Origin of the sequence: Mycolicibacterium xanthum, assembly GCF_019710635.1 — a bacterium.
In the GTDB taxonomy this organism is placed as follows: Bacteria; Actinomycetota; Actinomycetes; order Mycobacteriales; family Mycobacteriaceae; genus Mycobacterium; species Mycobacterium xanthum.
Genome location: NZ_JAIFZS010000011.1, coordinates 151,385 through 173,396 on the forward strand (window position 1 = coordinate 151,385; position 22,012 = coordinate 173,396).

Annotated in this window: 18 protein-coding genes; 7 read left to right on the plus strand and 11 right to left on the minus strand. The window is 67.6% G+C overall.

Features of this window, described 5'->3' with window-relative positions:
* Positions 1–5 precede the first annotated feature (5 nt).
* Positions 6–1,235: an FAD-dependent oxidoreductase gene (locus tag JDV09_RS06895; protein WP_221368367.1), complete on the minus strand. Its 1,230-nt coding sequence runs from the start codon at positions 1,233–1,235 to the stop codon at positions 6–8.
* Positions 1,236–1,951: 716 nt separating this feature from the next.
* On the opposite strand from JDV09_RS06895, the gene JDV09_RS06900 reads away from it, so the two are divergent.
* Positions 1,952–2,536, plus strand: a complete 585-nt coding sequence (locus JDV09_RS06900) for a SpoIIE family protein phosphatase (RefSeq protein WP_221368368.1) — start codon at positions 1,952–1,954, stop codon at positions 2,534–2,536.
* Here the strand turns inward: JDV09_RS06900 and JDV09_RS06905 are convergent.
* Positions 2,445–3,878: an NAD(P)/FAD-dependent oxidoreductase gene (locus JDV09_RS06905; RefSeq protein ID WP_221368369.1), complete on the minus strand. Its 1,434-nt coding sequence runs from the start codon at positions 3,876–3,878 to the stop codon at positions 2,445–2,447. The two genes, JDV09_RS06900 and JDV09_RS06905, sit on opposite strands and share 92 nt — an antisense overlap.
* Positions 3,879–3,970: 92 nt before the next feature.
* Between JDV09_RS06905 and JDV09_RS06910 the strand changes: the two genes are divergently transcribed.
* Positions 3,971–4,687, plus strand: coding sequence for a TetR/AcrR family transcriptional regulator (locus JDV09_RS06910; protein ID WP_221368370.1), 717 nt, complete (start codon positions 3,971–3,973; stop codon positions 4,685–4,687).
* Between the two features lie 97 nt (positions 4,688–4,784).
* Here the strand turns inward: JDV09_RS06910 and JDV09_RS06915 are convergent, their stop codons facing one another.
* Positions 4,785–5,687, minus strand: a complete 903-nt coding sequence (locus tag JDV09_RS06915; protein WP_221368371.1) for a universal stress protein — start codon at positions 5,685–5,687, stop codon at positions 4,785–4,787.
* 517 nt (positions 5,688–6,204) lie between these two features.
* Between JDV09_RS06915 and JDV09_RS06920 the strand changes: the two genes are divergently transcribed.
* Positions 6,205–6,831: an MliC family protein gene (locus tag JDV09_RS06920; protein WP_255604977.1), complete on the plus strand. Its 627-nt coding sequence runs from the start codon at positions 6,205–6,207 to the stop codon at positions 6,829–6,831.
* A 69-nt stretch (positions 6,832–6,900) separates the two neighbouring features.
* Positions 6,901–7,482, plus strand: coding sequence for an adenylate/guanylate cyclase domain-containing protein (locus tag JDV09_RS06925; protein WP_308124040.1), 582 nt, complete (start codon positions 6,901–6,903; stop codon positions 7,480–7,482).
* A 19-nt stretch (positions 7,483–7,501) separates the two neighbouring features.
* On the opposite strand, the gene JDV09_RS06930 is transcribed toward JDV09_RS06925, so the two are convergent.
* Positions 7,502–10,657, minus strand: a complete 3,156-nt coding sequence (locus tag JDV09_RS06930; RefSeq protein WP_255604933.1) for an ATP-binding protein — start codon at positions 10,655–10,657, stop codon at positions 7,502–7,504.
* Between the two features lie 359 nt (positions 10,658–11,016).
* Between JDV09_RS06930 and JDV09_RS06935 the strand changes: the two genes are divergently transcribed.
* Positions 11,017–11,883 carry a glycoside hydrolase family 16 protein gene (locus JDV09_RS06935; protein WP_221368502.1) on the plus strand — a complete coding sequence of 289 codons (867 nt, stop codon included), beginning with the start codon at positions 11,017–11,019 and terminating at the stop codon, positions 11,881–11,883.
* A gap of 7 nt (positions 11,884–11,890) precedes the next feature.
* Here the strand turns inward: JDV09_RS06935 and JDV09_RS06940 are convergent, their stop codons facing one another.
* The 5 genes from JDV09_RS06940 to JDV09_RS06960 all read right to left on the minus strand — a co-directional run bounded on the left by JDV09_RS06940 (position 11,891) and on the right by JDV09_RS06960 (position 19,153).
* On the minus strand, positions 11,891–12,667 hold the full coding sequence (locus tag JDV09_RS06940) for a hypothetical protein (RefSeq protein ID WP_221368375.1): 777 nt from the start codon (positions 12,665–12,667) through the stop codon (positions 11,891–11,893).
* A gap of 99 nt (positions 12,668–12,766) precedes the next feature.
* The gene (locus JDV09_RS06945; protein WP_221368376.1) at positions 12,767–14,017 is read right to left on the minus strand and encodes an MFS transporter; all 1,251 of its coding nucleotides are present in this window, start codon (positions 14,015–14,017) and stop codon (positions 12,767–12,769) included.
* 84 nt (positions 14,018–14,101) lie between these two features.
* A complete protein-coding gene (locus JDV09_RS06950) occupies positions 14,102–15,202 on the minus strand; it encodes a ferritin-like domain-containing protein (RefSeq protein ID WP_221368377.1) in 1,101 nt (366 codons plus the stop codon).
* A 91-nt stretch (positions 15,203–15,293) separates the two neighbouring features.
* On the minus strand, positions 15,294–17,606 hold the full coding sequence (locus tag JDV09_RS06955; protein WP_372452860.1) for an MMPL family transporter: 2,313 nt from the start codon (positions 17,604–17,606) through the stop codon (positions 15,294–15,296).
* Positions 17,607–17,683: 77 nt separating this feature from the next.
* Positions 17,684–19,153 (minus strand): hypothetical protein, encoded by a 1,470-nt coding sequence (locus JDV09_RS06960; protein ID WP_443678025.1) that lies wholly within the window; start codon positions 19,151–19,153, stop codon positions 17,684–17,686.
* Between the two features lie 610 nt (positions 19,154–19,763).
* Between JDV09_RS06960 and JDV09_RS06965 the strand changes: the two genes are divergently transcribed.
* On the plus strand, positions 19,764–20,261 hold the full coding sequence (locus JDV09_RS06965; RefSeq protein ID WP_221368379.1) for a peroxynitrite isomerase: 498 nt from the start codon (positions 19,764–19,766) through the stop codon (positions 20,259–20,261).
* An 82-nt stretch (positions 20,262–20,343) separates the two neighbouring features.
* Here JDV09_RS06965 and JDV09_RS06970 read toward each other — a convergent pair whose 3' ends face one another.
* Together JDV09_RS06970 and JDV09_RS06975 are read right to left on the minus strand one after the other, a co-directional pair.
* Entirely contained in the window at positions 20,344–20,748 is a 405-nt protein-coding gene (locus JDV09_RS06970) for a TA system VapC family ribonuclease toxin (protein ID WP_255604934.1), read from the minus strand.
* Between the two features lie 11 nt (positions 20,749–20,759).
* Complete coding sequence (locus JDV09_RS06975; protein ID WP_221368517.1) at positions 20,760–21,008, minus strand: type II toxin-antitoxin system VapB family antitoxin; 249 nt, start codon at positions 21,006–21,008, stop codon at positions 20,760–20,762.
* Between the two features lie 290 nt (positions 21,009–21,298).
* Here JDV09_RS06975 and JDV09_RS06980 point away from each other — a divergent pair, with 290 nt between their 5' ends.
* Positions 21,299–21,637: a hypothetical protein gene (locus JDV09_RS06980; protein WP_221368381.1), complete on the plus strand. Its 339-nt coding sequence runs from the start codon at positions 21,299–21,301 to the stop codon at positions 21,635–21,637.
* Positions 21,638–22,012: the final 375 nt, after the last annotated feature.

Genomic DNA, 22,012 nt, shown 5'->3' on the forward strand with positions numbered 1-22,012 from the left:
TGACCCTACGCGGGCGGTCTCCGCGCGAACGCCGGCGCCCGCTCGGGGAGCGCGCCGACGCCCACCAGATAGCCCGGGACCGCCGAGAGCCACGGCATCAGCTCGAACATCCGGATCAGCGCAGCGGGCGGGGTGGCATCGTGACCTTTGACGATCGGTCCGAGCAGGCGCTTGTCGATCTGACGTTGCAGGCCTTGGGTGACCGCGGTGGGCAGGATCCTGCGCCGCCGCACCCGGGCCAGATCCCGGCTGCCGACGGTGCCCGCACGCAGCGGTTCGGCGAGCAGGCGCGCCGCCGCCACCCCGTCCTGCACCGCCATGTTGATGCCGACGCCGCCCGCCGGTGACATCGCATGGGCGGCGTCACCGATGCACAACACCCCGTCGGCGTGCCAGCGATGAAGTCGGTTCAACCGGACGTCGAGGTGTTTGACGTCGTCCAGGGTGGTCACGGTGTCGACGAGGTCGCCGGCTTCCGGGAGCAGTTGCAGGACGTCGGCGCGAAATGCGGCCAGGCCACGGGCGCGCAGCTGTTCGTCGGAGCCCTTGGGGATCAGCAGGGCGATCTGCAGGTAGCCCTCCCGTGGGATGGCGATCAGCGCCCGGCCGGGCGAGACCCGGGGGAACAGCGTGAAGACCGGTACATCGTCGGGCCGGGGCAGCCGGAACCACCACGCATCGAAGCTGACCGGCCACTCCCGAACCTTCAGGCCGGCCTCGCGACGGACGACCGACCACCGCCCGTCACAGCCCACCGTCAGATCGGCGCGCAGCTCGCCCGGACCGTCGGGGCCGTCGTAGCGGACCCCGGCAACCTGGGTGCCCTCCCGGATCAACCCGGTTACCTCGGTGCGCATCTTCAGGCTGAACGTCGGCTCGGCGGTACCGGCGTCGGCCAGCAGGTTGAGCAGGTCCCACTGCGGGACCATCGCGACGTACGGATGCGCCAGCCACAGACGCCCGAAGTCGACGACCGTCACCGAGTGTCCCGGTCGGACATCGAAGGCGGCCTTGCGGACATGGCTCTGCGGCAGCGACTGGAAGGCCGACCATAGGCCGAGTTCGTCGAGCAGACGCAAGGTGGTGGGGTGCACGGTGTCACCGCGGAAGTCGCGAAGGAAGTCGGCGTGCTTCTCCAGCACCGTCACCTCGACGCCTGCTCGGGCCAGCAGCAGTCCGAGCACCATCCCGGCCGGGCCCCCGCCGACGACCGCGCAGGTGGTCTTCTCGGTCACGTCGCACACGTTAGTGGGTGCGGCCCGGTGCCGAGCGGCCAACGTATATCTCACAGACTGTTTGCCAGCGCATGACCTCGTCGACCGTGTCGACGTGCCGTTGCCGGTCCGTCAGGCAGGGTGCATCGGCCACCGCACGCGCACCGGGGCCTGGCTCACGAAGCCTTGGGAGATGGCGCCCCACTGCTCACTGCGGCAAGCGCGCGGGAGGCGCCTCGCGTCGGGCATCGGGTGATGCGTCAGGCACCGAGTGATGATGTGGCACCGTTTGCCGTCACGGGTGCCCGACGGCGGTGCCGTTGTTGTTGATGTCCAGTCTGACGAGCCGGTTCATCAGGTAGTGCTGTCCCGTCCGCTGGTTGCTCGAACCTCGGGATGCGGTACTCGTATTCCTCGTCGCGATGCTGGGGCCGGGTCCTGAACATCAGCATGGTTACGCTCGAAACGGATCTCGAAACGGATGAGGACTCCCGGCCGCTGGCGCTGCAGTTCCAGGATGTCACCGAGGCGACGCGGGCCCGTCGGTTGGAGGAGGAGGAGCTCGAGCGCGCGGCCGAGGTGCAGCGCGCGTTGCTCCCGTGGCGGCTGCCCAGCGCGCCGGGGTGGCAGGCGGCGGCGTTGTCGGTACCGGCCAAACAGGTCGGCGGTGACTTCTATGATCTGCGCCTGAACACCACGTATGCGGTGGTGAGCCTCGGTGACGTGATGGGCAAGGGATGGCGGCGGGAATGCTCGCCGCGGCGACGCGGGCCGCGCTGCGTACCCATCCGCTCGAGATCGGCTCGGCCAAAGTCATCGCCGGTATCGCCGGCGCGCTGGACGGCGATCTGGAACGCGGCAGCGCCTTCGTCACGCTGGCCTACGTCCAGCTGAACCTGGTGACGGGGGCGTACCGGCTCGCCGATGCCGGACATGGCCTGCACTTCATCATCCGGGACTGCGGAGCGGCCGTCGAGCACGTCTCGTCGAAGGACATGCCGATCGGGATGTGCGGTGATTGGCACGACATGTGCGGGGTGCTCGAGCCCGGGGACGCGGCGCTGCTGGTCAGCGACGGCGTCATGGATTTGTGGGGCGGGACGGTCGAGTCGCTCTACGAGGCCGTCGAGCGGTGCGTGCGCCAGTACTGCGGAGATGCGCACGCAACCATCGAGGCGCTGTGCCTGGGTGCGGCGGATGCGGCCGACATCGACGACGTGACAGCGGTGATCATGGGCCGTGAACCGGCGCGGGTGCCGCAGGCCGCTGCATCGGCTCAGGGGACTCCCGCAGCCGTCGGCGACCCGTCGGACGTGGGCTAGACGCGCGCGCCGACGCCGCGCGCCGTTTCGCGAACAGGACCTGTTCGACGATCCGCGCAGCCTCGCGCCGGACATCCCGGCCCACGGTGCGGGCGAGCTCGCCGCGGCCCACACCGGGATCACGCGCGGCCGCCGCGGCCCAGCGCACCAGGCGGGCGGGGGTGAAGACCCGCTGTGGGGATGTCTTCCGGTTGAACACGTCGGCCAGTTCGGTGAACCCGTCCGGGCGTGCGGCGAACCAGTGGTAGGCGGCGTTTTCGATCGGCGAGATCGTGTCGGCCCGACCGAGCAGGTTCGCCCACTGATACATCGCCAGGCACTGGGCATCGCGGTCCCGTTCCCAGGCGGCCAGCGCGGAGTCGAGGCGTGCGGGGTCGTCGAGGACCGCGGCCGCGGCCTCGCCCAGCAGTCGGCCGAACCGCAGCGCGTCGCGGATTCCCTGCGCGGTGACCGGGTCTTTGAAGTGCCCGGCATCCCCGGCCAGCGCCCAGCCCGGACCCTGGGAATGGCGGAAGTAGCTGGGATGCGAGTAGGACATTCGGATGTCGGTGACGCGCGTACACCCCGCCAGGCGCTCGGCGAAGGGCGCGATCCGCTGCACCGTCGCGTCGAATGCCGCGGTCGCGTCGGCGCGGAACTCGTCGGTGCGGTAGCGCGGCGGCATCAGGAGAACGACGGATTGTCCACCGTCACAGGGGAATACGGTCACCAGGTCGTCGTCGTCGCGCCACTGCATGGCCAGGTCGCGCAGCTCGCCGCGCGGGTCGTCGTAGTAGGCGAACGCCATGATGCGTTGGTTGTCCCAGCGGTGATGATCGCGGGCGCCGACCAGCTTGGCGACGGTCGATCGGCGACCGTCGGCGCCGACGACGAGCTTGGCGGTGATGGCGTCGACGGTGCCGTCCCGGTGCCGGATCCGCACCCCGCAGACCCGGCCCGATGCCTCGCGCATCAGGCCGGTGACCCGGACGTGTTCGCGAACCTCGGCGCCGGCCGCGCGGGCGGTCTCGACGAGTGCGAGATCGAGGCCCGGCCGGCGTACGCACGCACCGGCGGCGAATCCCTCCACCCGACTGGACGGTCCGATGACCTCGACGTCGGGGGATCCGAGTCCCGCGCGGGTGTGCAGCGGGGCACCCAGGGCCGCCACCCGCTCCCGGGCGCCCAGCCGGTCCAGTTCAGCCCAGTGATGGGTGAAGAACAAGTGGGTGGACAACGTGTCGGATGGGAAAGCCGCGCTGTCGACCGCGATGACCTTCCTGTTTCGGCGGGCCAACGTGATTGCTGCGGCCGTCCCGGCACACCTGCTCCCGACGACGACGACATCGGTCTGCTCTGGCATGGCACCCAGGATGACAGCTCGGCGCCTGTTTTAGAAGAGGTTTCAATAAATGAATCATATTGCAAAAAGGACGTGTGACATATTCTGGCCGGATGACCGCCGCTGACGTGCAGCCCGCGCCGACGCCGGCCGCGGCGCGTGGTGAGCGACGCCGGGCGCGTACCCGGGCCGCAATCTTGGACGCTGCGGAAGTGGTGTTCGCCCGGGACGGCTATGACGGCGCCCGGATCGAGGAGATCGCCGAGGCCGCAGACGTCTCGGTCGGATCGATCTACACCCATTTCGATGGCAAGCGGGGGTTGTACCTCCAGTTGGTGGATCGTGCGCTGACACTGTTCGCGGACTACATGCGGCGGGTGGACGACCCGACCCTCGGACCGTTGCAGCGCGTGTTGGCCGGTGGTGACGCTTATCTCCGGTTCCACCTCGACCACCCGGGCGCGTTTCACTTCCTGGCCTACCGCAGCCCCGGTACGCGGCCGTTGTCGGGGGATGACGAGACCGAGGCACGCATCCGTGGGCAGGTGGGTGCGCTGCTGCAGAACTTCGCCGCTGAGATCGACGGTGCCGTCGCCGCCGGTGAGGCCCGCCCCGTCGACTCATTGCGGTTGACGCATTACCTGTGGGGATCGTGGAACGGCGTGATCGCGCTGCGTGAGCAGCCCGACGGGTTGCGGATCTCCGATGAGGAGATCGCGCAGATCCTCGAACTGGCCCGCTGGATGTTGCGTGAAGCCCTTGCGGCACCGGCGCTGCGTGACGCCGACGGCGCAGTCGGCGACCGGGTGCCGCTCCCACACATCCGGTAGCCCGGCACCCGGTTCCGGCGGCTCAGCCGCGGTGTCCGATTGGCGGCTCAGCCGCGGTGTCCGATTGGCGGCTCAGCCGCGGTGTCCGATTGGCGGCTCAGCCGCCGCGCGCCACGATGACCGGCACCTTGGTGCCGTGGATCACCTTGGTGCTCACCGAGCCGAGCAGCATCCCGGTGAACCCTCCGCGGCCATGGCTGCCGACAACCACCAGCTGTGCCTTCTCCGCCTCCTCCAGGATCTGGTGGGCGGGCCGGTCGCAGGCCACCACCCGGCGCACCTCGACGTCCGGGTAGCGCTCCGACCAACCGGCCAGCCGCTCGCCGAGCACCTCCTCGCCGAGTCCCTGCATCGTCTCGTAGGTGATGCCCGGGTACTCGATGGCCGCGGTGTCGCTCCAGGCGTGCACGGACACGAGGACGACGCCGCGGCGTGAGGCTTCATCGAACGCGATCGCGGTAGCTGCCTCCGATGCCGGCGACCCGTCGACACCGACGACGACGGGTGCGTCCGCGAGTCCGTCCAACGGGGTGTCGTCGTGGATCACCGCGACCGGGCACCGAGCGTGGTGCACCATTGCCGAACTGACCGAACCCAGCACCGCGCGACTCATCGCGCCGACCCCGCGGCAGCCCACCACGAGCAGGTCGGCATCCTCGGACATCTCCATCAGCGTGGAAATGATTCCGCCGAAGAACATCTCGCTGGTGATGCTGACGGTGCCCGGCAGATCGGTCGCGAGCTTCTCGGCGGTCTCGATGGCGCCCTTCAGCAGCTTCTCGCCCTCTTCGCGCTGCCAGTCGGTAAAGCCCGGCGTCGCCGGTGTACCCGGCCAGGACAGCACCATCGGGGGCGGCACGACGTGCACCAGAGTCAGTGGTGTCGCCCGCAGTGCGGCCTCGCGCACCGCCCAGGTCAGCGCGTCATCGGCGGGCGAGGAACCGTCCACCGCGACCACGATCCCATGGTTGTGAGACGTGTGTTCCGATTGGGCAGTCATCATCCCTGCTCCTTCTGCCCGGAGTTTCCCTACGACCTCAAGCTACGGCCGGAGAAGCAGCGCTGTCAGGGCCTTTGGTCCCGACTCGGCGGCCGGAGGACACGACGACGTCAGCCCTGCAGGCAATCGGCCAGGCACTCGTAGAAGTCGGACTCGGTCGAGCATGGCGGCACACATTCGTCGGCGGGGGAGGCCGCGGCCGGCGCCGCAAAGACGAGGGCGGCCGTGAGGACCGCCGATGAAGCTGTGAGCCTGCGCAGCATGAGAACCTCCGACGCGTCGGGACGCCTCGATTCTAGGCCGATCGCGGCCGGCTCAGCTGCGCGGGCCTGTCGTGGGTGTGCGGTCGGGCCGGTTGTGCTTTGCTGGCCGGATGGAATGGGCGACGGTCTTTGTCGGCCGGGCGTGGTCGGCGCTGCTTCCGGGTGCTGGCCGTCGTCACCGTGGCGGCGCTGTGGTCCGGGGTTCGGAGGCGTGCACGATGAAACGGTTGATGTGGTGCTTGGCCGTGGTTTTGATGCTCGCCGGTTGCGGTAGCGGCGACCGGCAGGAGGCCGCCACCGAGAGTGCTGCCACCGACACCGCGCCGTCGACCACCCAGAGACCGCCGTCGACCTCGCCGGCCGCGACACCGGCGACCGTCGACTGTGCGAAACCGGGGAACGACGTCGAGAAGCTGGTCTGCACCGACCCGGACCTGGCGGCGCTGGACCGCCGGGTCGACGAGTTGTTCCGCCAGGCGCTGAACGAATCCGGTGCGGATGCGGCACAACTGGAGGCCGAGCAGCGGGGTTGGAAGTCCGGTCGAGACGACTGCTGGAAGTCCCAGGACATCGCGCGTTGTGTGCTCGAGGAGTACCAGACCCGCGCAGTCGAACTGCAGATCGGCCTCCCGGGTGCCGCCGCCTCGCCCACGGTCGAATACCGCTGCACCGACTCCGGCCAGCCGGTGTCGGCGGTCTTCTACAACGACATCGACCCCAGATCCATGGTTCTCACGGTCGGAAGGGATCGGGCGATTCTGTTCGCGCAGCCGACCGGCAGCGGCATCCACTACTCCAGGGAGGGTGCCGATTACGCCGAGCACCAGGGTGAGGTGACGATCGACTTCTACGGCACCAAGCTGACGTGTACGCCGGCGTAGGTCCGTGCGTCGTCGTCGGTCATCGCCTGATCAGCCTCGGACAACTGCGTGGAGTGCGACGATGGCAAGGTGACCGACGGATCGGCTGATCCCGGCGAGATTCGGCGTGTGAGCCTGTTCTTCGCGGATCTCGTCGATTCGACGGCGCTGTCCACCAGGGTCGAGCCCGAGACATATCGGTTGGTGGTGGGGCGCTACCGCGAGCAGGTGAGTGCCATCGTCGCCGCCCACGACGGCTACGTCGACTCCACGAAGGGCGACGGCATGCTGGCGGTCTTCGGTGGTCCGGTCGAGCCCGAAGACGACGTCGTACGTGCGGTGAAGGCGGGGTTGGAGATCACGCGGGCGGTGTCCAGGCTCGGCGACCAGACAGCTCGTCGATTCGGTTTCGGCGTCGATGTGCGGGTCGGGGTCCACCACGGGCCGGTGTACCTCGATCGCGTCCACGGCGACATCTACGGGGCAACCGTTTCCGTTGCGACCCGGATATCCGGACTCGCAACGCCTGGCGCCGTTGTGGTGTCGGATGCGGTAGAGGCTGTTATCCGTGATGATTTCGACGTCCAGGAAGGTGCCTCGGCGACAGTCGACAGCGTGCGCGAGTCGATCACCTACTACCGAGTCCTGCGTGAATCAGAGACCGATGCCTAGAAATCTCCGGCCTGGGGGACTAGTTCAGGGCCGAGCGCGCAACCAGTACCTCCTTGAGCGGGGTGTCGTCGTCGAATCGGCCGACCACATCGACCAGTGCGGTACGGGCGGTCTCTCCGTTCAGGTGGAAGGCGTCGAGCGCTGCGCGGAGCTCGTACAGGTCGGCACCCTGCCGACGGGCGACGTCGACGGCGGCGGCCAGATCGGCGTTCCGGACCTCGGGGTCCGTCCGGGTATGAGCACGAAGGCGTAGCAGTTCGGCCTCGTAGAAACGCATGTCAGCCTCGCGTCCCAGGGCTATTGCCGCATCCAGCTGGGCACCTGCCTCTTCGACACGATCGACAGCGATCAACAACCGTGCGAGAGCTCCGTCGAACAACGTGACGAATATCGTCAGGCCTGCGCCACGGACGGTTTTGACCAGTTCGGTCGCACGGGCGACGTGAATCGCTTGCATGTCGGGGTCGGCCGGGTCACCGCGGGTTGAAGCCATGGCATCGACGATCGCTTGTTGTGCCGCACCCCAGAGCGCCCAGACTTCGAAGCTGTGCTGCTCGGCTTGCTCGACCTGCTCGGCTGCCAGCATCGCGGCGCGGTCGAATTGGCTTGCTTCCATGCGTATCCAGAACTCGAAGAAGCGGGCGAAAGCCAAGCTGAACGGGCCCTGCGGGAAGCTGAGTTCGTCGCCGCGGCGCGCGGCCAGCCGCACCTGGGCTTCGGCGCCGCTGAGGTCGCCGTGTGCGATCCGGTCCAGTCCGTGAACTCCGTGCGCCATCGTCAGCGGGTCGGTCGGGTTGAACCACAGTGCCTCGAGGGTGTGCCGTCCCGTCCGGGAGTAACGTTCGGTTGCTGCTTCCATCTGCGCACGTGCGGAGGAGAATTCACCGTTCAGCCACCCGGCGATGCCTAAGCTGGCGTCGGCGATCGGCCGGAAATATTCCCGCTCCCCGGTCATCCCGGCGCGCAGCGTTGCGATGAGCTGGGTCGATCGAGGAAGATTCCCGACGGCGAAGTAGTAGCCGGCCAGCGCCAGCAGTGTCCCGACCACGATGTCGTCGCGCAGGTCCGCCGCGCTGAGCCGCAGGCACTCCTCGAAGTCAACCGCCGTGGTGTGGTTGAGCGGTCCGCTGGTGGCGCTTGCGAGGAATCCCCGCTCCAGACGGACCTCCATCTCCTGTAGATCGCGGGCGCGGCCCTGGGCGAGTTCGTCCACCTGGGTGAGCGCCCGGGCCAGGTAGCCGGTCGCTTCTACGAGGGCACCGCGGCGTCGCGCATCGGTTGATGCCTGCCGGTATGCGGACACCGCGTCCCCGGGCCGGGCGGCCTGCTCGTAGTGCGTGGCCACCAACTGCCAGTCCGGCGCGCCGCGCGCGCCGCGCACCAGAGCGTCGGCGACCTTGGCATGCAGGCCGCGACACACGCTCGGCGGTGCCAGCTCGGCGGCGACCTCACGGAGCAGTTCATGGCGGAACCGCCAGCCGGTGCTGCCCCAAGGTTCCAGTACGCCTGCATCCTTGAGTTCGGCCAGTGCGGCGTCGACCACGTCCTCGTCGAGACCGATAACGGAGCCCAACAGCCCCCTGTCGAGCTCGCGCCCGATGAGGGCGGCAGCCTCGGCGATCGGTACCACGTTGGCGCTCGCCCGCAGCCGCGCGAGTAGGGGCTCGTACAGCCCCTCCGGTACCCCGGGCTGAGCGAGCCCGCAGACGACCTGCTCGATGTAGAACGGCACCCCGTCGCAGCGTGCAGCGATGGCCGCCCGGGCCTCGGCCGACAGATCCGGATCGAGAAGACCGATGAGCTTGTCGGCCTCCCGCTGCGGTAACGGGCCGAGATCGAGTACCGTCACCGGCCAGTCGGCGGGTAGCCATTCGCCGGGCCGCCCCGTTGCCACCACGAGTAGCCCGTCCAGATCGGACAGCAACAGTGCCCGGAGGATTTCGAGGGTGGACGGATCAAACCAGTGGATGTCCTCGGCAACGACGAGACCGGGGCGCTCGCCAACACAGGCCACCAAGTAGTCCTGAATCGCCTGTGCGATCAACTGATAGAGCCGCCGACCCTCGGCTGCGACGGGTTGGTATCCGTGCTCCGGGCCGATATTCAAGACGGGGGCCAGCAGTGGCACCATGCTCGTGGGGTCGCATTGCCCCGCGGTCACCTCGGCGCGGAGCAGTCGGAGCTGGTCGCCGGCGGTGGTGTGCCTCGTGATGCCGCAGCGTTGCTCCAACAGGGAACGCACGGGGTAGAGGCCGGCCTTGGTATGCATCACCGCACCCGTGAGTGTCAGGACTGCGGCTCCTGATTTCTCGGCGAGTTCCGCTACGGCGGCGGCAAGCCGGGACTTGCCCATGCCCGGCTCGCCGCGGATCACCACACCTTGCGTGGTCGGCGTGCCGGATTGTGCGCGCGCCCAACTGTCTTGCAGACAGCCCAATTCAGCGTCACGTCCGACCAGGGGTGCGGGCTTCACCGCGGTTGGTTCCGATCGTTCGCTCAGGACACGGTGGTGGGCGATCGATCCCGCTACCCCCTTGACGGGTGCAGGTGTGCAGGGGTCCAGGTCGAATGCGCTTCGTATCAACGGAGCAACCGCATCCGAGACCACGAGGGTCCCGGGTTTGGCCAGGCCCGCCACTCGCGCGGCAAAGTTGGCTCCGAGGCCGAATACGTCGTCCTGGGCGGGGTCGAGATAGACGAAGCCGCGGTGAACCCCCGCTCGGGCCGCAATCCCGATTCCGAATCGGCTCCTGAACTGTTGGCTGAGGTGGGTAACGCCTCGCATGATGTCCAACCCCGCCATTACGGCTCTGCGGAGGTCGTCCTCGTGGACCGTCGGATGGCCGAACAGCGCGAGCAGTCCCTCGCCCCCCGGTGAGCCGATATGGCCGTCGAAACGCTTCACGACGTCGAGCACCAGATCGCGGTAGCCGCCCACCATCACCCCGTAGGTGTCGATCCCAGCCCGCGCGGACAGCTCTGCGGAGTCCACCAGGGTGACGTACAAGATCGTCATCCGACGGATCTCGCCACCTTCGCTCGGTGCGGTCAGCAGGTCCTCGGCATCGGCGTTTCCGCGGTCGACTGCCAGCACCCGGTCGGCCAGCGCGGTGGCCGTGACCCTGTCGCCTCGGTTGATCGCCGCCATCGCCTGATCCAGCAGATCGTCGATCATCAGTGAACCGGCGATCCGGCCCCCCGGCCTTCTCTCCCGCACACCGGTATTGTCCCACCCTGGCACCAACCGGCCAATGCCGAATCCTGGCGCCCTCTGCTGCGGCCCCGGGTCCATGGTTCCCACGGTCGGAAGCGATCGGGCGATCCTGTTCGCGCAGCCGACGGGTAGCGGCATCCACTCGACTTCTACGGCACCAAGCTCACGTGTACGCCGGCGTAGGTCGCCGGTTCTGCGGGATCCGGCGGCTATGCCCGGACTTCAGAACTCGGCACGACCACGAAGTCGCCTGATGCGAGTAGCCCGTCAGTTAGCCTGATTCGGGTAGCCCTGTCGGTTAGGGTGCTGCTGTGGACAGGATCGATCGCCGCACCGCGATGTTGATGATGGGGTTGGGGGTCGCCGCGGTCACGGGTCCGGTCGCGGCGGCGCAAGCGCAACCGGTACCAGGGGATTTCCCCCCCGGTCCGCCTGCTCCGCCGCCGACCGCCGACATCGGTCCGGTGATGCTGTTCCAGGATGAATTCAACGGTCCCGCAGGTGCGCCTCCCGATCCCGCCCAGTGGTTCATCGTGCCGGCGCGCGAGACGATCAGGAATCCCGTCGAATGGGACCAGCCCTACAACATGGGCCGATACGTCACCGACCAGGAGCACGTCTTCCAGGACGGGGCGGGCAATCTCGTCATTCGGGCCACCCGCGGTCCGGGAGCCAATATCCAGGAGAAGTACGCCGGTGCGAAGATCATGGGACTCTGGCGTGGTGGGGTGGGAACCACCTGGGAGGCTCGGGTCAAGCTGGACTGTCTGACCGATGGCGCCTGGCCGGCGTTCTGGCTTGTCAACGAAAACCCGGTGCGCGGCGGTGAAGTCGACCTGGTGGAGTGGTACGGCAACCGCGACTGGCCATCGGGAACCACAGTGCACGCACGGCTCGATGGCACGTCGTTCGCCACCAATCGCCACCCGATCGACAACGCTTGGCACACTTGGCGAATGACGTGGTTGCCGACCGGGATGTACTTCTGGAAGGACTACCAACCAGGCATGGCGCCCTTCTTCGAGGTGCCTGCCAACTCCATCGCGGATTGGCCGTTCAACGACCCCGGCTACACGATGGTCCCGGTCTTCAACATCGCAGTCGGCGGCTCGGGTGGACGTGAACCCGCTGCCGGAACCTATCCGGCCGAAATGCGGATCGACTGGATCCGAGTCTTCGCGAGCTGATGAGCGCTCAGCGCGCGCAAGCGATTACCGGTTCGCGCGTCACCGGAATGCGATTCGAACCGGCCCGTTTGCCGAGTTGTCGTCTCAGCAGGTGGGCGAGATTCCTCACCCCCATCGGGCATACCGCGATCAAACCGTCGCCGCGGCCGTAGCCGGGGTTGCACTCCATGTAGAACTCGATGTCGGGATCTTGCAGGTCGGCGGCCGACACGCCGGCCTCGTGCGCTTTGATGCGGCGAACCTGTTTGCGCACCGTTCCGTGCATCTCGTCGAAGCTGTCCCCGTAGTAGGTGCGGCCGAGCGTGGCGATCACCTCGCGCCCCTCGTCGGAGGTGACCTGCGTTCGGGACGGGTAGTACTCGCGCAGGTTGCGCGCCATCGCGAGATACGGACGGAAAGTGAGGCAGTCGGCCCAGAAATAGACCCGGTGGAACCGAGGAGAGATCAGCGGGGAGAGTACGCGGCGGATGACCACCCGCTGGATCAGACCGACCGACCGCCACTCGGGCATCACATACGTCAGCCCCATGTAGAAGGTCGCCACCCGACCTCCGGTCGACAGCTCCACCACGCGGTGGCGCAGCCCGCAAAATCCGATCAGCGTGCGATCGCCGCGGAGCGTGAACAGCGCGACTTCGTCAAGGGTCGCCAGCTTGTCCCGGAACTCGACGTGGTCGATGTTGTGGTGGGGCGCATAGAGCGCCCACATCCGGGCCAGCGTCGCCTCGTCGAGGGCGTGGGCGGGCCGGATCGAGATCGCCGTGCGGGTGATGGCAAGCAACATGGCAAAGGTCCTTTCATCAAGTGCCGTAACAATTTCAGCGTGTGATATCAGGTTCGTGCACCGCGGTGATCGCCAGCGGAGACGAAGATGAGAACGCCCTCATGAGGCTTGGACCAGGCCACGGCAGAGTGGTGTGGTGGTGCTGCGCTTCGGAAGGCGGCGTGCCACGGCCGCGGCGGCCAGCAGGGCGGCCAGCGACCCGACGGCCACGCCGGAGCGGGGCCCGGCGACATCGCAGATCCAGCCGACGATCGGGCCGCCGATCGGCAGCCCCCCGAGGACCACCATCGCCGACAGAGCCATCACCCGACCGCGCATCGCCGGGTCACAGCGCTGCTGCAACAACGCGATCGCAGCGGTGACGAACAGCGTGGCGGTGGCACCGGCGGCGGCGCAGGCGAACACCGCGACCGCCAGGTTCGGCGACAGTGCGATCATGCCGTTGGCCACCGCGAACGCGATGACGGCGACGGTGAGGAACCACACGTCGATCTCGTCGCGACGGGCCACCGACAGGGCGCCGGCGACCGATCCCACACCGACAGCGGTGTACAGCAGCGTGTAGGTGCCGACGCCGCCGGCAAAGGTCTGCTCTGCCAACAGCGGGATGACCACCTGATGGTTGAAACCGAAGGTGGCGACGACGGCCGTCAGCATCAGCGCGATCCGAAGCTCGGGGACGCGCCAGGCGTATCGGAGACCGGCGCGCACCGCTCCGCGTTCCGGCACCGCCTCGGTGGTGCGCAGGGCACTGCGACGCATCAGCATGAGCATGCCCAGCGCGATCAGATAGCCGACCGCGATGGCGACGAAGCACCAGCCGATCCCTGCCGAGGCGATCAGGGCGCCCGCGCTGACCGGGCCCAGGACGCGGCCGGCGGCGGTGATCGCGCCGTTGAGGCTCACCGCGCGCGGGATCAGGTCCTCCTCGACGATCTCGGCTAAAAATGCACGGCGGAGCGGGTTTTCGACGGCGTGCAAGAGCCCGAACGTGAGGGCAACGCCGTAGAGAAGCGCCACGCTGGCCGTGCCGGTGAGTATCAGGGCGCCCAGCGCCACGGCCTGCCCGGCGACCAGAAGCTGTGTGGCGATGAGCAGACGGTGCTTGTCGACGCGGTCGGCCAGGGCTCCGGTCCACGGTCCCGCCACGAGCAGCGGTCCGAACGTCGCGGCGGCGATCCAGCCCAGCGCGGTGCCGCTGCCGGTCAGTTCGGCGGCAAGCCAGGCCAGCGACACAAACTGAAGCCAGGTGCCGGACTGGGACGCGCCCTGGCTGGCGAGGAAGAGCCTGAAGTTGCGGCGGCGCCGGCAGCGCACCACATGCGGGTGATCCTCAGGTGCCGTGGCCATACCACCGAGGATGCAAGCCCCGGATGGACCGGTCATGAGCGAGAGATGAGCGGCCTCTCACAATCGCCGTGACCGGACCTTCGGTCAGTTCGCGCCGGCGGCGATCACCTGATCCACCTCGAGGGCCCGGTCGGCCATCTCGGCGTGCGCCTTGTCCAGCGCCTCGGCCTGATCCTCGTCGGCCTTCATCAGTGTCTCGATGTCGAAGCCGGCCATGTCGAGGACCCCCATGTCCCGGAAGGCCCGCTGCACCTTGGGGCCCCACAAGCCGATGTCCTTGACGATCGGCACGATGCGGCTGAACAGGTGTGAGCGGAACTGGATCATCAACGGCGACGTGTCGACCCATTCGGCGCACGCCTTGACGTCCAGGTCGAGGGTCTCGAAAACCTCCTCGCCGCGGAACCGGTCGCGCATCAGGTAGCAGGCGTCCACGACGAACTCTTCCCGGTCGTCGCGCTCGGCGTCGGTCAACGTGGAGTAGTAGTCCTTCAGTGAGATTCGGCCGAAGGCGACATGGCGGGCCTCGTCCTGCATGACGTAGGCCAGCAACTGCTTGGCCAGTGAGTCCGGCGCCGCCAGGTCACGCATCGTGCCGAAGGCGGCCAGTGCGAGTCCCTCGATCAGAACCTGCATGCCCAGGTAGGGCATGTCCCAGCGGGAGTCGGTCAGGGTGTCCTGCAACAGTGCGGTCAAGTTGGTGTTGATCGGGTAGACCATGCCGATCTTTTCCTGGAGGAATCGGGAGAACGCTTCGACGTGCCGGGCCTCGTCCATGGTCTGGGTGGCGGCGTAGAACTTCGCATCCAGATCGGGGACCACCTCGACGATCTTGGCCGCGCACACCATCGCCCCCTGCTCGCCGTGCAGGAACTGCGAGATGTTCCAGGCCTGGTTGTGCTGGCGCATCTCGGCGCGGCGCGATTCGTCGGCGGACTCCCAGGCCGGGCTGCCGAACAGCGGATGGAACTCGTCGGGAATCCCGATCGGGTTCATCGGGTCGACGTCCAGGCTCCAGTCGATACGCGACTGGGCGTCCCACTGCTTGTCCTTTCCCTTTTGGTACAGAGAAAGGAGGCGGGCGCGGCCCTCGTCGTACTCCCAGGTGAAGCGCGCGTCGCCGGCGCTGGGGACCTCCCAGGAGTACGGCTCGGGAACCTGCGTGTACTTGTCTCTGGTGGTCATGTGCGGCCGCCTCTCCCCGGTGCGCCGGGATCTTGTGACTGCTATCACAGTGCGCCGTCGTCGGCGGTGGCGTCAATCCCCGACCGGCGGCTCACGCGCCCTCCGGTGCCAGTGGGCCGCTCAAGGCGGGAATGTCAGCCGACTCCTCGACACCGATGTGCCGATGCAGCCAGGCCAGCGGCGCCGGTTCCCACCAGGCTGCCCGGCCGAGCAGTCGCAGGACCGTCGGCAGCAGAATCATCCGGACCACCGTTGCGTCGACCAGGACGGCCAGCGGCAGCCCGAACCCGAAGATCTTCATCACCGAGACCTGCGCCGACAGCAACGCTGCGAGCGTCACCGCCATCAACACCGCGGCCGCGGTCACCACCCGGCCGGTGCGGGCCAACCCGACGGCGACGGCCTCGCGGGAATCGGACCCGGTGCGGGCCGAGGCCGTCCAGTGCTCGCGGATCCGTGCGATCACAAAGAGCTGGTAGTCCATGGACAAGCCGAATGCCATGCAGAACAGCAGCATCAGCACACTGGGGGCGAGCGTCCCGGTGGCCGTCGTGCCGAACCCGCCCAGGTGGCCGTCCTGGAAGATCCACACCACCGCCCCGAACATGGCGGCAAGCGACAACACATTGAGCACCAGCGTGGCGAGCGCCAGCACGATGCTGCCGGTGAAAACGAACATCAACACCACCGTGATGACGGCGATCACGGAAAGCACCAGCGGCAGGGTGGATGTCACCGCCGCAGCACAGTCGCGGCTGACCTGCGCCCAACCGGTGAACTGCGCGGAGCGTCCACCGGGTGTGCTGACGGCGTGCAGTTGATCGAGTTGTGCGGCCGACGATTCCGAGTACAGCGGGGCACGTGAGTTCACCGTCAGGAAGACGCTGTCGGGCGACAAGGCCGTCGCGGCCACCGGAGGGCCGGTTCGGACGCCGTTCGTGTACGCCCCGCCGGGCGCGGACACCGACGCGACGCCCGGCACCCGCGACAGCCGCGCTGCGTAGCCGTCGACTTCCGGGACCGTCAAATCGAGCGCGTTCGGGACGACCACGATCACGTCGTTGTAGGAGTCGGTCGTGAAATTCGCGCGGATGTCATCGCCGACCTGTCGTGCCGACATCGATGTGGGCAGCATCCGGTCATCGGGGAATCCCCATCTGATTCCGGCGATCGGGGTGCCGAGGAGCACCAGCGCCGCGGTGACCGCAAGACCGATCGGCACAGCGTGCCGCATGACCCCGGTGGCCCACCGATACCAGAACGCACGGTGCACCGGGGGCGGCACGGGCTCGGGGCGCCGAAGCGCCCTGCGGGCCAGCCGGCGCACGTCGAAGGCGTCCAGACGTGCCCCCAGCAGGACCAGCGCCGCCGGCGTGACCACCAGTGCGGCGGCCGCCGCGAGCGCCACCACCGCGACGCCCCCGTAGGCGAACGACTTCAGGAAGTAGATCGGGAACAGCACCATGGTGCCCATGCCGAGCGCGACGGTGACCGCCGAGAAGACCACCGTCCGGCCGGCGGTCGCCATGGTCCGCATCAGGGCTTCCTCCCGACCGGCGCCGGTGGCCAACTCGTCGCGGAACCGGCTCACGATCAGCAGCGTGTAGTCGATGGCCAGCGCCAAACCCAGCGCCAGGATCACGTTCAGGGCGAAGACCGACACATCGGTCACCATGGCGAACGCGCGCACCACCGCCAACGATCCGACGATCGCCAGCACGCCGACCGCCAACGGAAGGGCGGCGGTGAGCAGACCGCCGAACACCCACACCAGAACGACGAAGCTCAGCGGAACCGAGATCAACTCCATCACCAGAAGGTCCCGCTGGGCCTGCTCGACCGACTGCATCGACGACGTCGCCTCGCCACCGAGCTTCACCGCCACGCCGTCGGGTTCGGTGAGCAGAGAGGCGATTTCATCGGCATGGCGGTACGTCGTGCTCTCGTCGCCGGCGATCCCGGCGACGATCAGCCCGGTCTTGCCGTCCCGGCTGACCAGCCCGTCGGAAACCGAGGACGGTGTCGACCAGGCCGACTGCACGCCCCTGACGTAGGGCAACCCGGCCAGCGTCCGCTCGATCTCGGCAGCCGCGCGCTGTGCGACCGGGCTGCGCACCCCCGGATCCGACGTCACCGCGATGACCACGGGCGTCGCCCCGATGCCGAACTCGTCGGAGAGCACCTGCGCGGCGTGTGACGACTCCGCCGCGGGATCCTTGAACCCGCCGCTGGACAATTTCCCGACCACGGGTGCGCCGAAGATTCCGGCCGCAACCAGTAGCAGCACCGCCACGACGAGAATGCGTCGCGGCGCCACCCATGCCATCCTGCCGATGCTCTGCAGTGGCTGACTCCCCCACGCGCCGTTCATCGTCGGCGCGACGACCCATGTTCTGATGGACATGACTGCATCGTGTCGGGTGACGGCGCAGATGACGTGAGTAGTCGGCTACCTGTCTTTGGCTGCGCGGGCAGGGCGTCTCACGGTTGGTAGAGACTCCCGGCGTCCGAGGCCGCCTTCAGCAGTTGGGGAATCGTCAGGACTCCGTATCCGGTGTTCACGGGTCCGCTCGGCCTGCCCAACCACGGCACCACGCCGGGGTCGGGGATGACGTCCAGGTGATGGGCCTGCACACCGGGCAGGTGGTACTGCAGAAAGTTCCCGAGGACGTCGACCAGGAAGAGGACGCTGCCGATCAGGCCCTTGCCCCACAGCGCCGAGGCGTTCCGCAGCGGTGTCATGGCGGCGGGATCGCCGATCATCACGATCGCACCGTAGTGTGGCTTGCTGCCACCTCCGGGCACATAGGGCGACATGAACGGTTGCAGGCCCGGCAGATCGGTGGACAGGTATGCCGCGGCGTCTCCGTAGGTCGCGATGTTGACGAACATCGAGTCGGCACCGTTTCCGGGGACGACGGTGTTCATACCCGGGCTCTCGAACCCGATACCGCCCAGGCCGGTCTGCTGTGCGACGTACTGGGCCTCCCAGCCGCCGAGTGAGTGACCCGTGACGAAGATGTCGTCGGAGCCGTAACCCTGTTCGGCCGCCTCGGCCTGTACCCGCTGGGCGAAGCGCAGCGCGTCGTGGAAGGCCCAGGGCGTGGTCGTGGTGAAAACGATCTGCAGGTCGGTGAGGAGTTGAGTGATGGCGATGAGCGGGTTGAACAGTAGATGCGTTCCGCCGGTGGTGCCCTGGTAGGCGATGATGATCTGCCGCTCCGGAGTGACCCAGGCCTTGGCCACCTCGCCGGTGAAGATGTTCACCGAGGACATCTGGAATCCGTTGTCGGTGAACGGCACCAGTCCACCCGGCGTCGTCCCGAGCCCGTATGCGGCCGTGGATGCGTTCAGGAACTGGGCAACCGTCGGTGTCGGGGCCGTCGTGTCGCCGGTGTAGGTCAGGGTGGGAACGACCGGTGGGGCGGTCACCGTTCGGTCCAATCCCAGCAGTCGCTCGAACTCACGGAACGCGGCGAACAGCAGGTCGTTGATCGGCGCCAGGCTGATCGGGCTCTGCGGGCCGTTCGCCGACGTGGTGATGTCGAATATCTGCAGCACCGCGTTGACCAGGTGACCGGGCAGTTGCAGCAGCTTGGCCAGCGGCGACAACGGTTCCGGCGGGTTGGGGGCCGTGGTATCGACGGTGGTCGGATTCGAGACGATGGCGAGTGCCGTTGTCGCGGTGTGAGTCTGCGCGGCGACCAGGGTCCCGGTGGCGGGTTCGTGCCGTGTGTTCGAGACGTCGATGGTGAGGAGTCCTGCAGCGGGGGTGAGCGCCTCGACCGGCGCGCTGTCGGCCTCGCGCGCGGCGGGGTGGGACGTCACGTCCGGGTCGTTCACGATGTGCACGTCGTGGCCGGGCTCCGCGTCCGCTTCCCCGGTGTCCGGCTCGCTGCGGGAATCCTCTTCCGCAACAGGGCTTTCCGTCGCGACAGAGTCGTCGGACATCGAATCCGACTCGGGTCGGGTTACCGGGACGTCCTGCAGGGCCGTCCCGGGTTGGTCGTCATCGGTGACTTCGGCGACGGGCTCTACGGTGTCGGAGGGTTCGTCGGCCTCGGTCTCGCCGATTTCGGCATCGGCATCGGCATCGGCATCGGCATCTGACTCCGCCTCGGCCTCGAGGTCGGGATCGGCCTCGAGGTCGGGATCGACCCCGTTGGCGCCCGCTTTCTCGGACTCGCCCTGACCGTTCGCGCCGAAGGTCGTCGACAGTGCATCGGCCGTTGTGGCGTCTGCGCCGTCAACCGAGGTCTCGGCGTGGGCGGTCTCGCTGGATGTCGATTCGGTGGCGGTTGGATCGGCCCACGCCAGGCCCTGCCCCGGCGCGACGGCAAGCCCCGCACAGACCGCCATCGCGGCAGCGAGATAGCGCAACGACCGGACGTTTCGCCGCTGTTCGACCTGCTCGACATCAGCCATCGCGGACGCCTCCCCCTCTGGTGCTCAAACCGCTGACAACAGGCGATGTCATGTGACTGTAGTCATCAAGAAGCGAGTTGAAGCCGGTTTCGGCTACCTGTCCAGCGCGACCCATGGTCGACGTACTCTGACGTTCGTGGCTGCCCTCACTCCCGAACTACACCCGGACGTCGCGGTGCTGGCGCCTCTGCTGGGCACCTGGGCCGGCGAGGGCTCGGGTGCCTATCCGACGATCCAGCCGTTCGGCTACACCGAGGAGGTGACGTTCGGCCACACCGGCAAGCCGTTCCTGACCTACGTCCAGCGCACGCGCGCCACCGACGACGGCCGGGCGCTGCACGCGGAGACGGGCTACGTGCGGGCGCCCGCACCCGATCGGATCGAGTGGATCCTCGCGCACCCGACCGGCATCACCGAGATCCAGGAGGGGTCCCTGGCAGCCGACGGCGACACGCTGCGGATGGATCTGGTCTCGACCGAGATCGGCCACGCAGGGTCGGCCAAAGAGGTGATGGCCGTCGGACGGACGATCCAGGTCGTCGGCGACACACTGACCTACACGCTGCGGATGGCGGCGGTGGGACAGCAGCTACAGCACCACCTGTCGGCCGAGCTGCACCGGGTGACGGAATGACCGAGGGCGTGCGGGTGGTGCGAACCGGGCCGTGCCGGTCGGTGTCCGAACGGTTTGCGCTCTGCTGAGGCCTGTCTTGAGTCTATCGAAAAGGCCTGCGCCACATTAGTTTCGGGAAGCGCGCCAACCCGCGGTCATTGGTGAGCCAGGTTGCGCGATTTTCGATCGCAAGGGCGGCGTGGTAGGCGTCGGGCACGAGGTTCGCGGTCGGGGAGGCTTCTCGACACAGCTGGTCGAAGATGCCGCAGTGACGGTCGCCCGGGCGTAGCGGCACGGCGGCCGGCGCCGTGCGCACTGCCTGGCAATAAGCCAGTACCTCGGTTGGTGTGCCCGGTTGGTCGAAGATCCGGTGGTTGGTCGCGAGTCGAACGACCGCAGAGAGCGCGAGTTCGCTGATCCCGACCGGCTCGTCACCGGTCATCAATGCCTGCAGCCAGTTTGCGTAGTCGGCGTGCCGGGGAAGGTCGTGCCGGTAGGCGTAGAGCAACGGATTGACGGTCAGGACACAGCATTGTCGCCGAGCAGGCCCGTGAGTGCTTCCTTGTCGTCGAGGTTGACGCCCGGGCGCAGGCCCCCGGTGCCGCCGGTCGGGAATGTCCATTCGGTGGCAGGGTGGGATGTACTGTCACGCTTCAGCATTGCGCGCAACGCATCGTCGACGACCGCGCTCAGCGAGCGTCGAGTTCGCGCGGCGAGCACCTTCGCCTCAGCCAACAAATCGTCAGCGATGTCGACGGTGGCGCGCACGAGTGCATCGTAGCTTCTGACGGCTGCATCATGATGCGTCATCGCGCTCGAGTGGGTTTGCTGGATTCTTGAGTGCGGGAATTCGGTCGATCAGTGTGGTGGCGCGTCACCGGAGCGTCTCCCCAGTGGCTCGGGACCGGCTTCAACAGCGGCAACGTCGTGCCCAGAGCCAGGGGCGCGGGTGTGTCCGAATTCGGCACGTGCGAGCGCTGCATAGGTCGTAGACTTTGCTGAACCGAACCACCAAGCCTCAGCCGATGTCAACGGCATGGGGGGATGAGAGGCGCAACATGAGCAGCACGCATCGCGTCAGACCGACCGTCGCCGCGGCGCTGATATCGGCCGCCGTTTCGTGCGCCGGGTTGATGCTGACTCCGGCTATCGCCCACGCCGAGCCTTTCGCAAAGGGGCCGTATACGTGGTGCCCCGGGCAACCGAAGAATTTCGACATGAGCGACCCGCCCAACTGGGACTGGAATGTCTGCCACACCTACTGGAATGTGATGGGTGTGCCGGGCAACGTTTCCCAGTACGTCTTTGAAGGAGCAGTTCCGCCGGTCGACCCGCAGTACGTCCATCGGCCACCGACAAACTGCGGGCTGTTCTACTGCCAGGACCCGGGAACATAGGGTCCGACGAAGTCCCGAGCCGTTCTGATCAGCGACGGCCAAACGGATATCGACCCCACACGACGAAGGGTGACAGCGCGACCAGGTGCGAACGAACAAGGTCGGATAATGCAGTACGCGTGTGCCCGGCACATACGTTGCGGATGTTCGTCGGTTCGCAGGTGTCGGGTCACGGCGGCGCCGTAGCCTCCCGTGCCGGGGAAGGGGTCAGCATGCCAAGCGGCACTGCCGGGGATCCTCAATCGATTGCGCCATCATTCGTATCCATCCTGTGAGACAGGGGAATTGATCCTCGCGCTTTCGTTGGTCGATCCCAGGAACTGCCGCCATGCATCCAGCAGATGCCGGCCATGACCGACACCATTACTCACAGCC

Bases quoted from the DNA above. Each gene is read 5' to 3' on its own strand.
- JDV09_RS06955 (WP_372452860.1), bottom strand. From the start codon at position 17,606: ATGTCCATCAGAACATGGGTCGTCGCGCCGACGATGAACGGCGCGTGG.
- JDV09_RS06945 (WP_221368376.1), bottom strand. From the start codon at position 14,017: ATGGCCACGGCACCTGAGGATCACCCGCATGTGGTGCGCTGCCGGCGC.
- JDV09_RS06905 (WP_221368369.1), bottom strand. From the start codon at position 3,878: ATGCCAGAGCAGACCGATGTCGTCGTCGTCGGGAGCAGGTGTGCCGGG.
- JDV09_RS06950 (WP_221368377.1), bottom strand. From the start codon at position 15,202: ATGACCACCAGAGACAAGTACACGCAGGTTCCCGAGCCGTACTCCTGG.
- JDV09_RS06915 (WP_221368371.1), bottom strand. From the start codon at position 5,687: ATGACTGCCCAATCGGAACACACGTCTCACAACCATGGGATCGTGGTC.
- JDV09_RS06980 (WP_221368381.1), top strand. From the start codon at position 21,299: ATGAGCAGCACGCATCGCGTCAGACCGACCGTCGCCGCGGCGCTGATA.
- JDV09_RS06940 (WP_221368375.1), bottom strand. From the start codon at position 12,667: ATGTTGCTTGCCATCACCCGCACGGCGATCTCGATCCGGCCCGCCCAC.
- JDV09_RS06910 (WP_221368370.1), top strand. From the start codon at position 3,971: ATGACCGCCGCTGACGTGCAGCCCGCGCCGACGCCGGCCGCGGCGCGT.
- JDV09_RS06920 (WP_255604977.1), top strand. From the start codon at position 6,205: ATGCTCGCCGGTTGCGGTAGCGGCGACCGGCAGGAGGCCGCCACCGAG.
- JDV09_RS06900 (WP_221368368.1), top strand. From the start codon at position 1,952: ATGGCGGCGGGAATGCTCGCCGCGGCGACGCGGGCCGCGCTGCGTACC.
- JDV09_RS06960 (WP_443678025.1), bottom strand. From the start codon at position 19,153: ATGTCCGACGACTCTGTCGCGACGGAAAGCCCTGTTGCGGAAGAGGAT.
- JDV09_RS06930 (WP_255604933.1), bottom strand. From the start codon at position 10,657: ATGATCGACGATCTGCTGGATCAGGCGATGGCGGCGATCAACCGAGGC.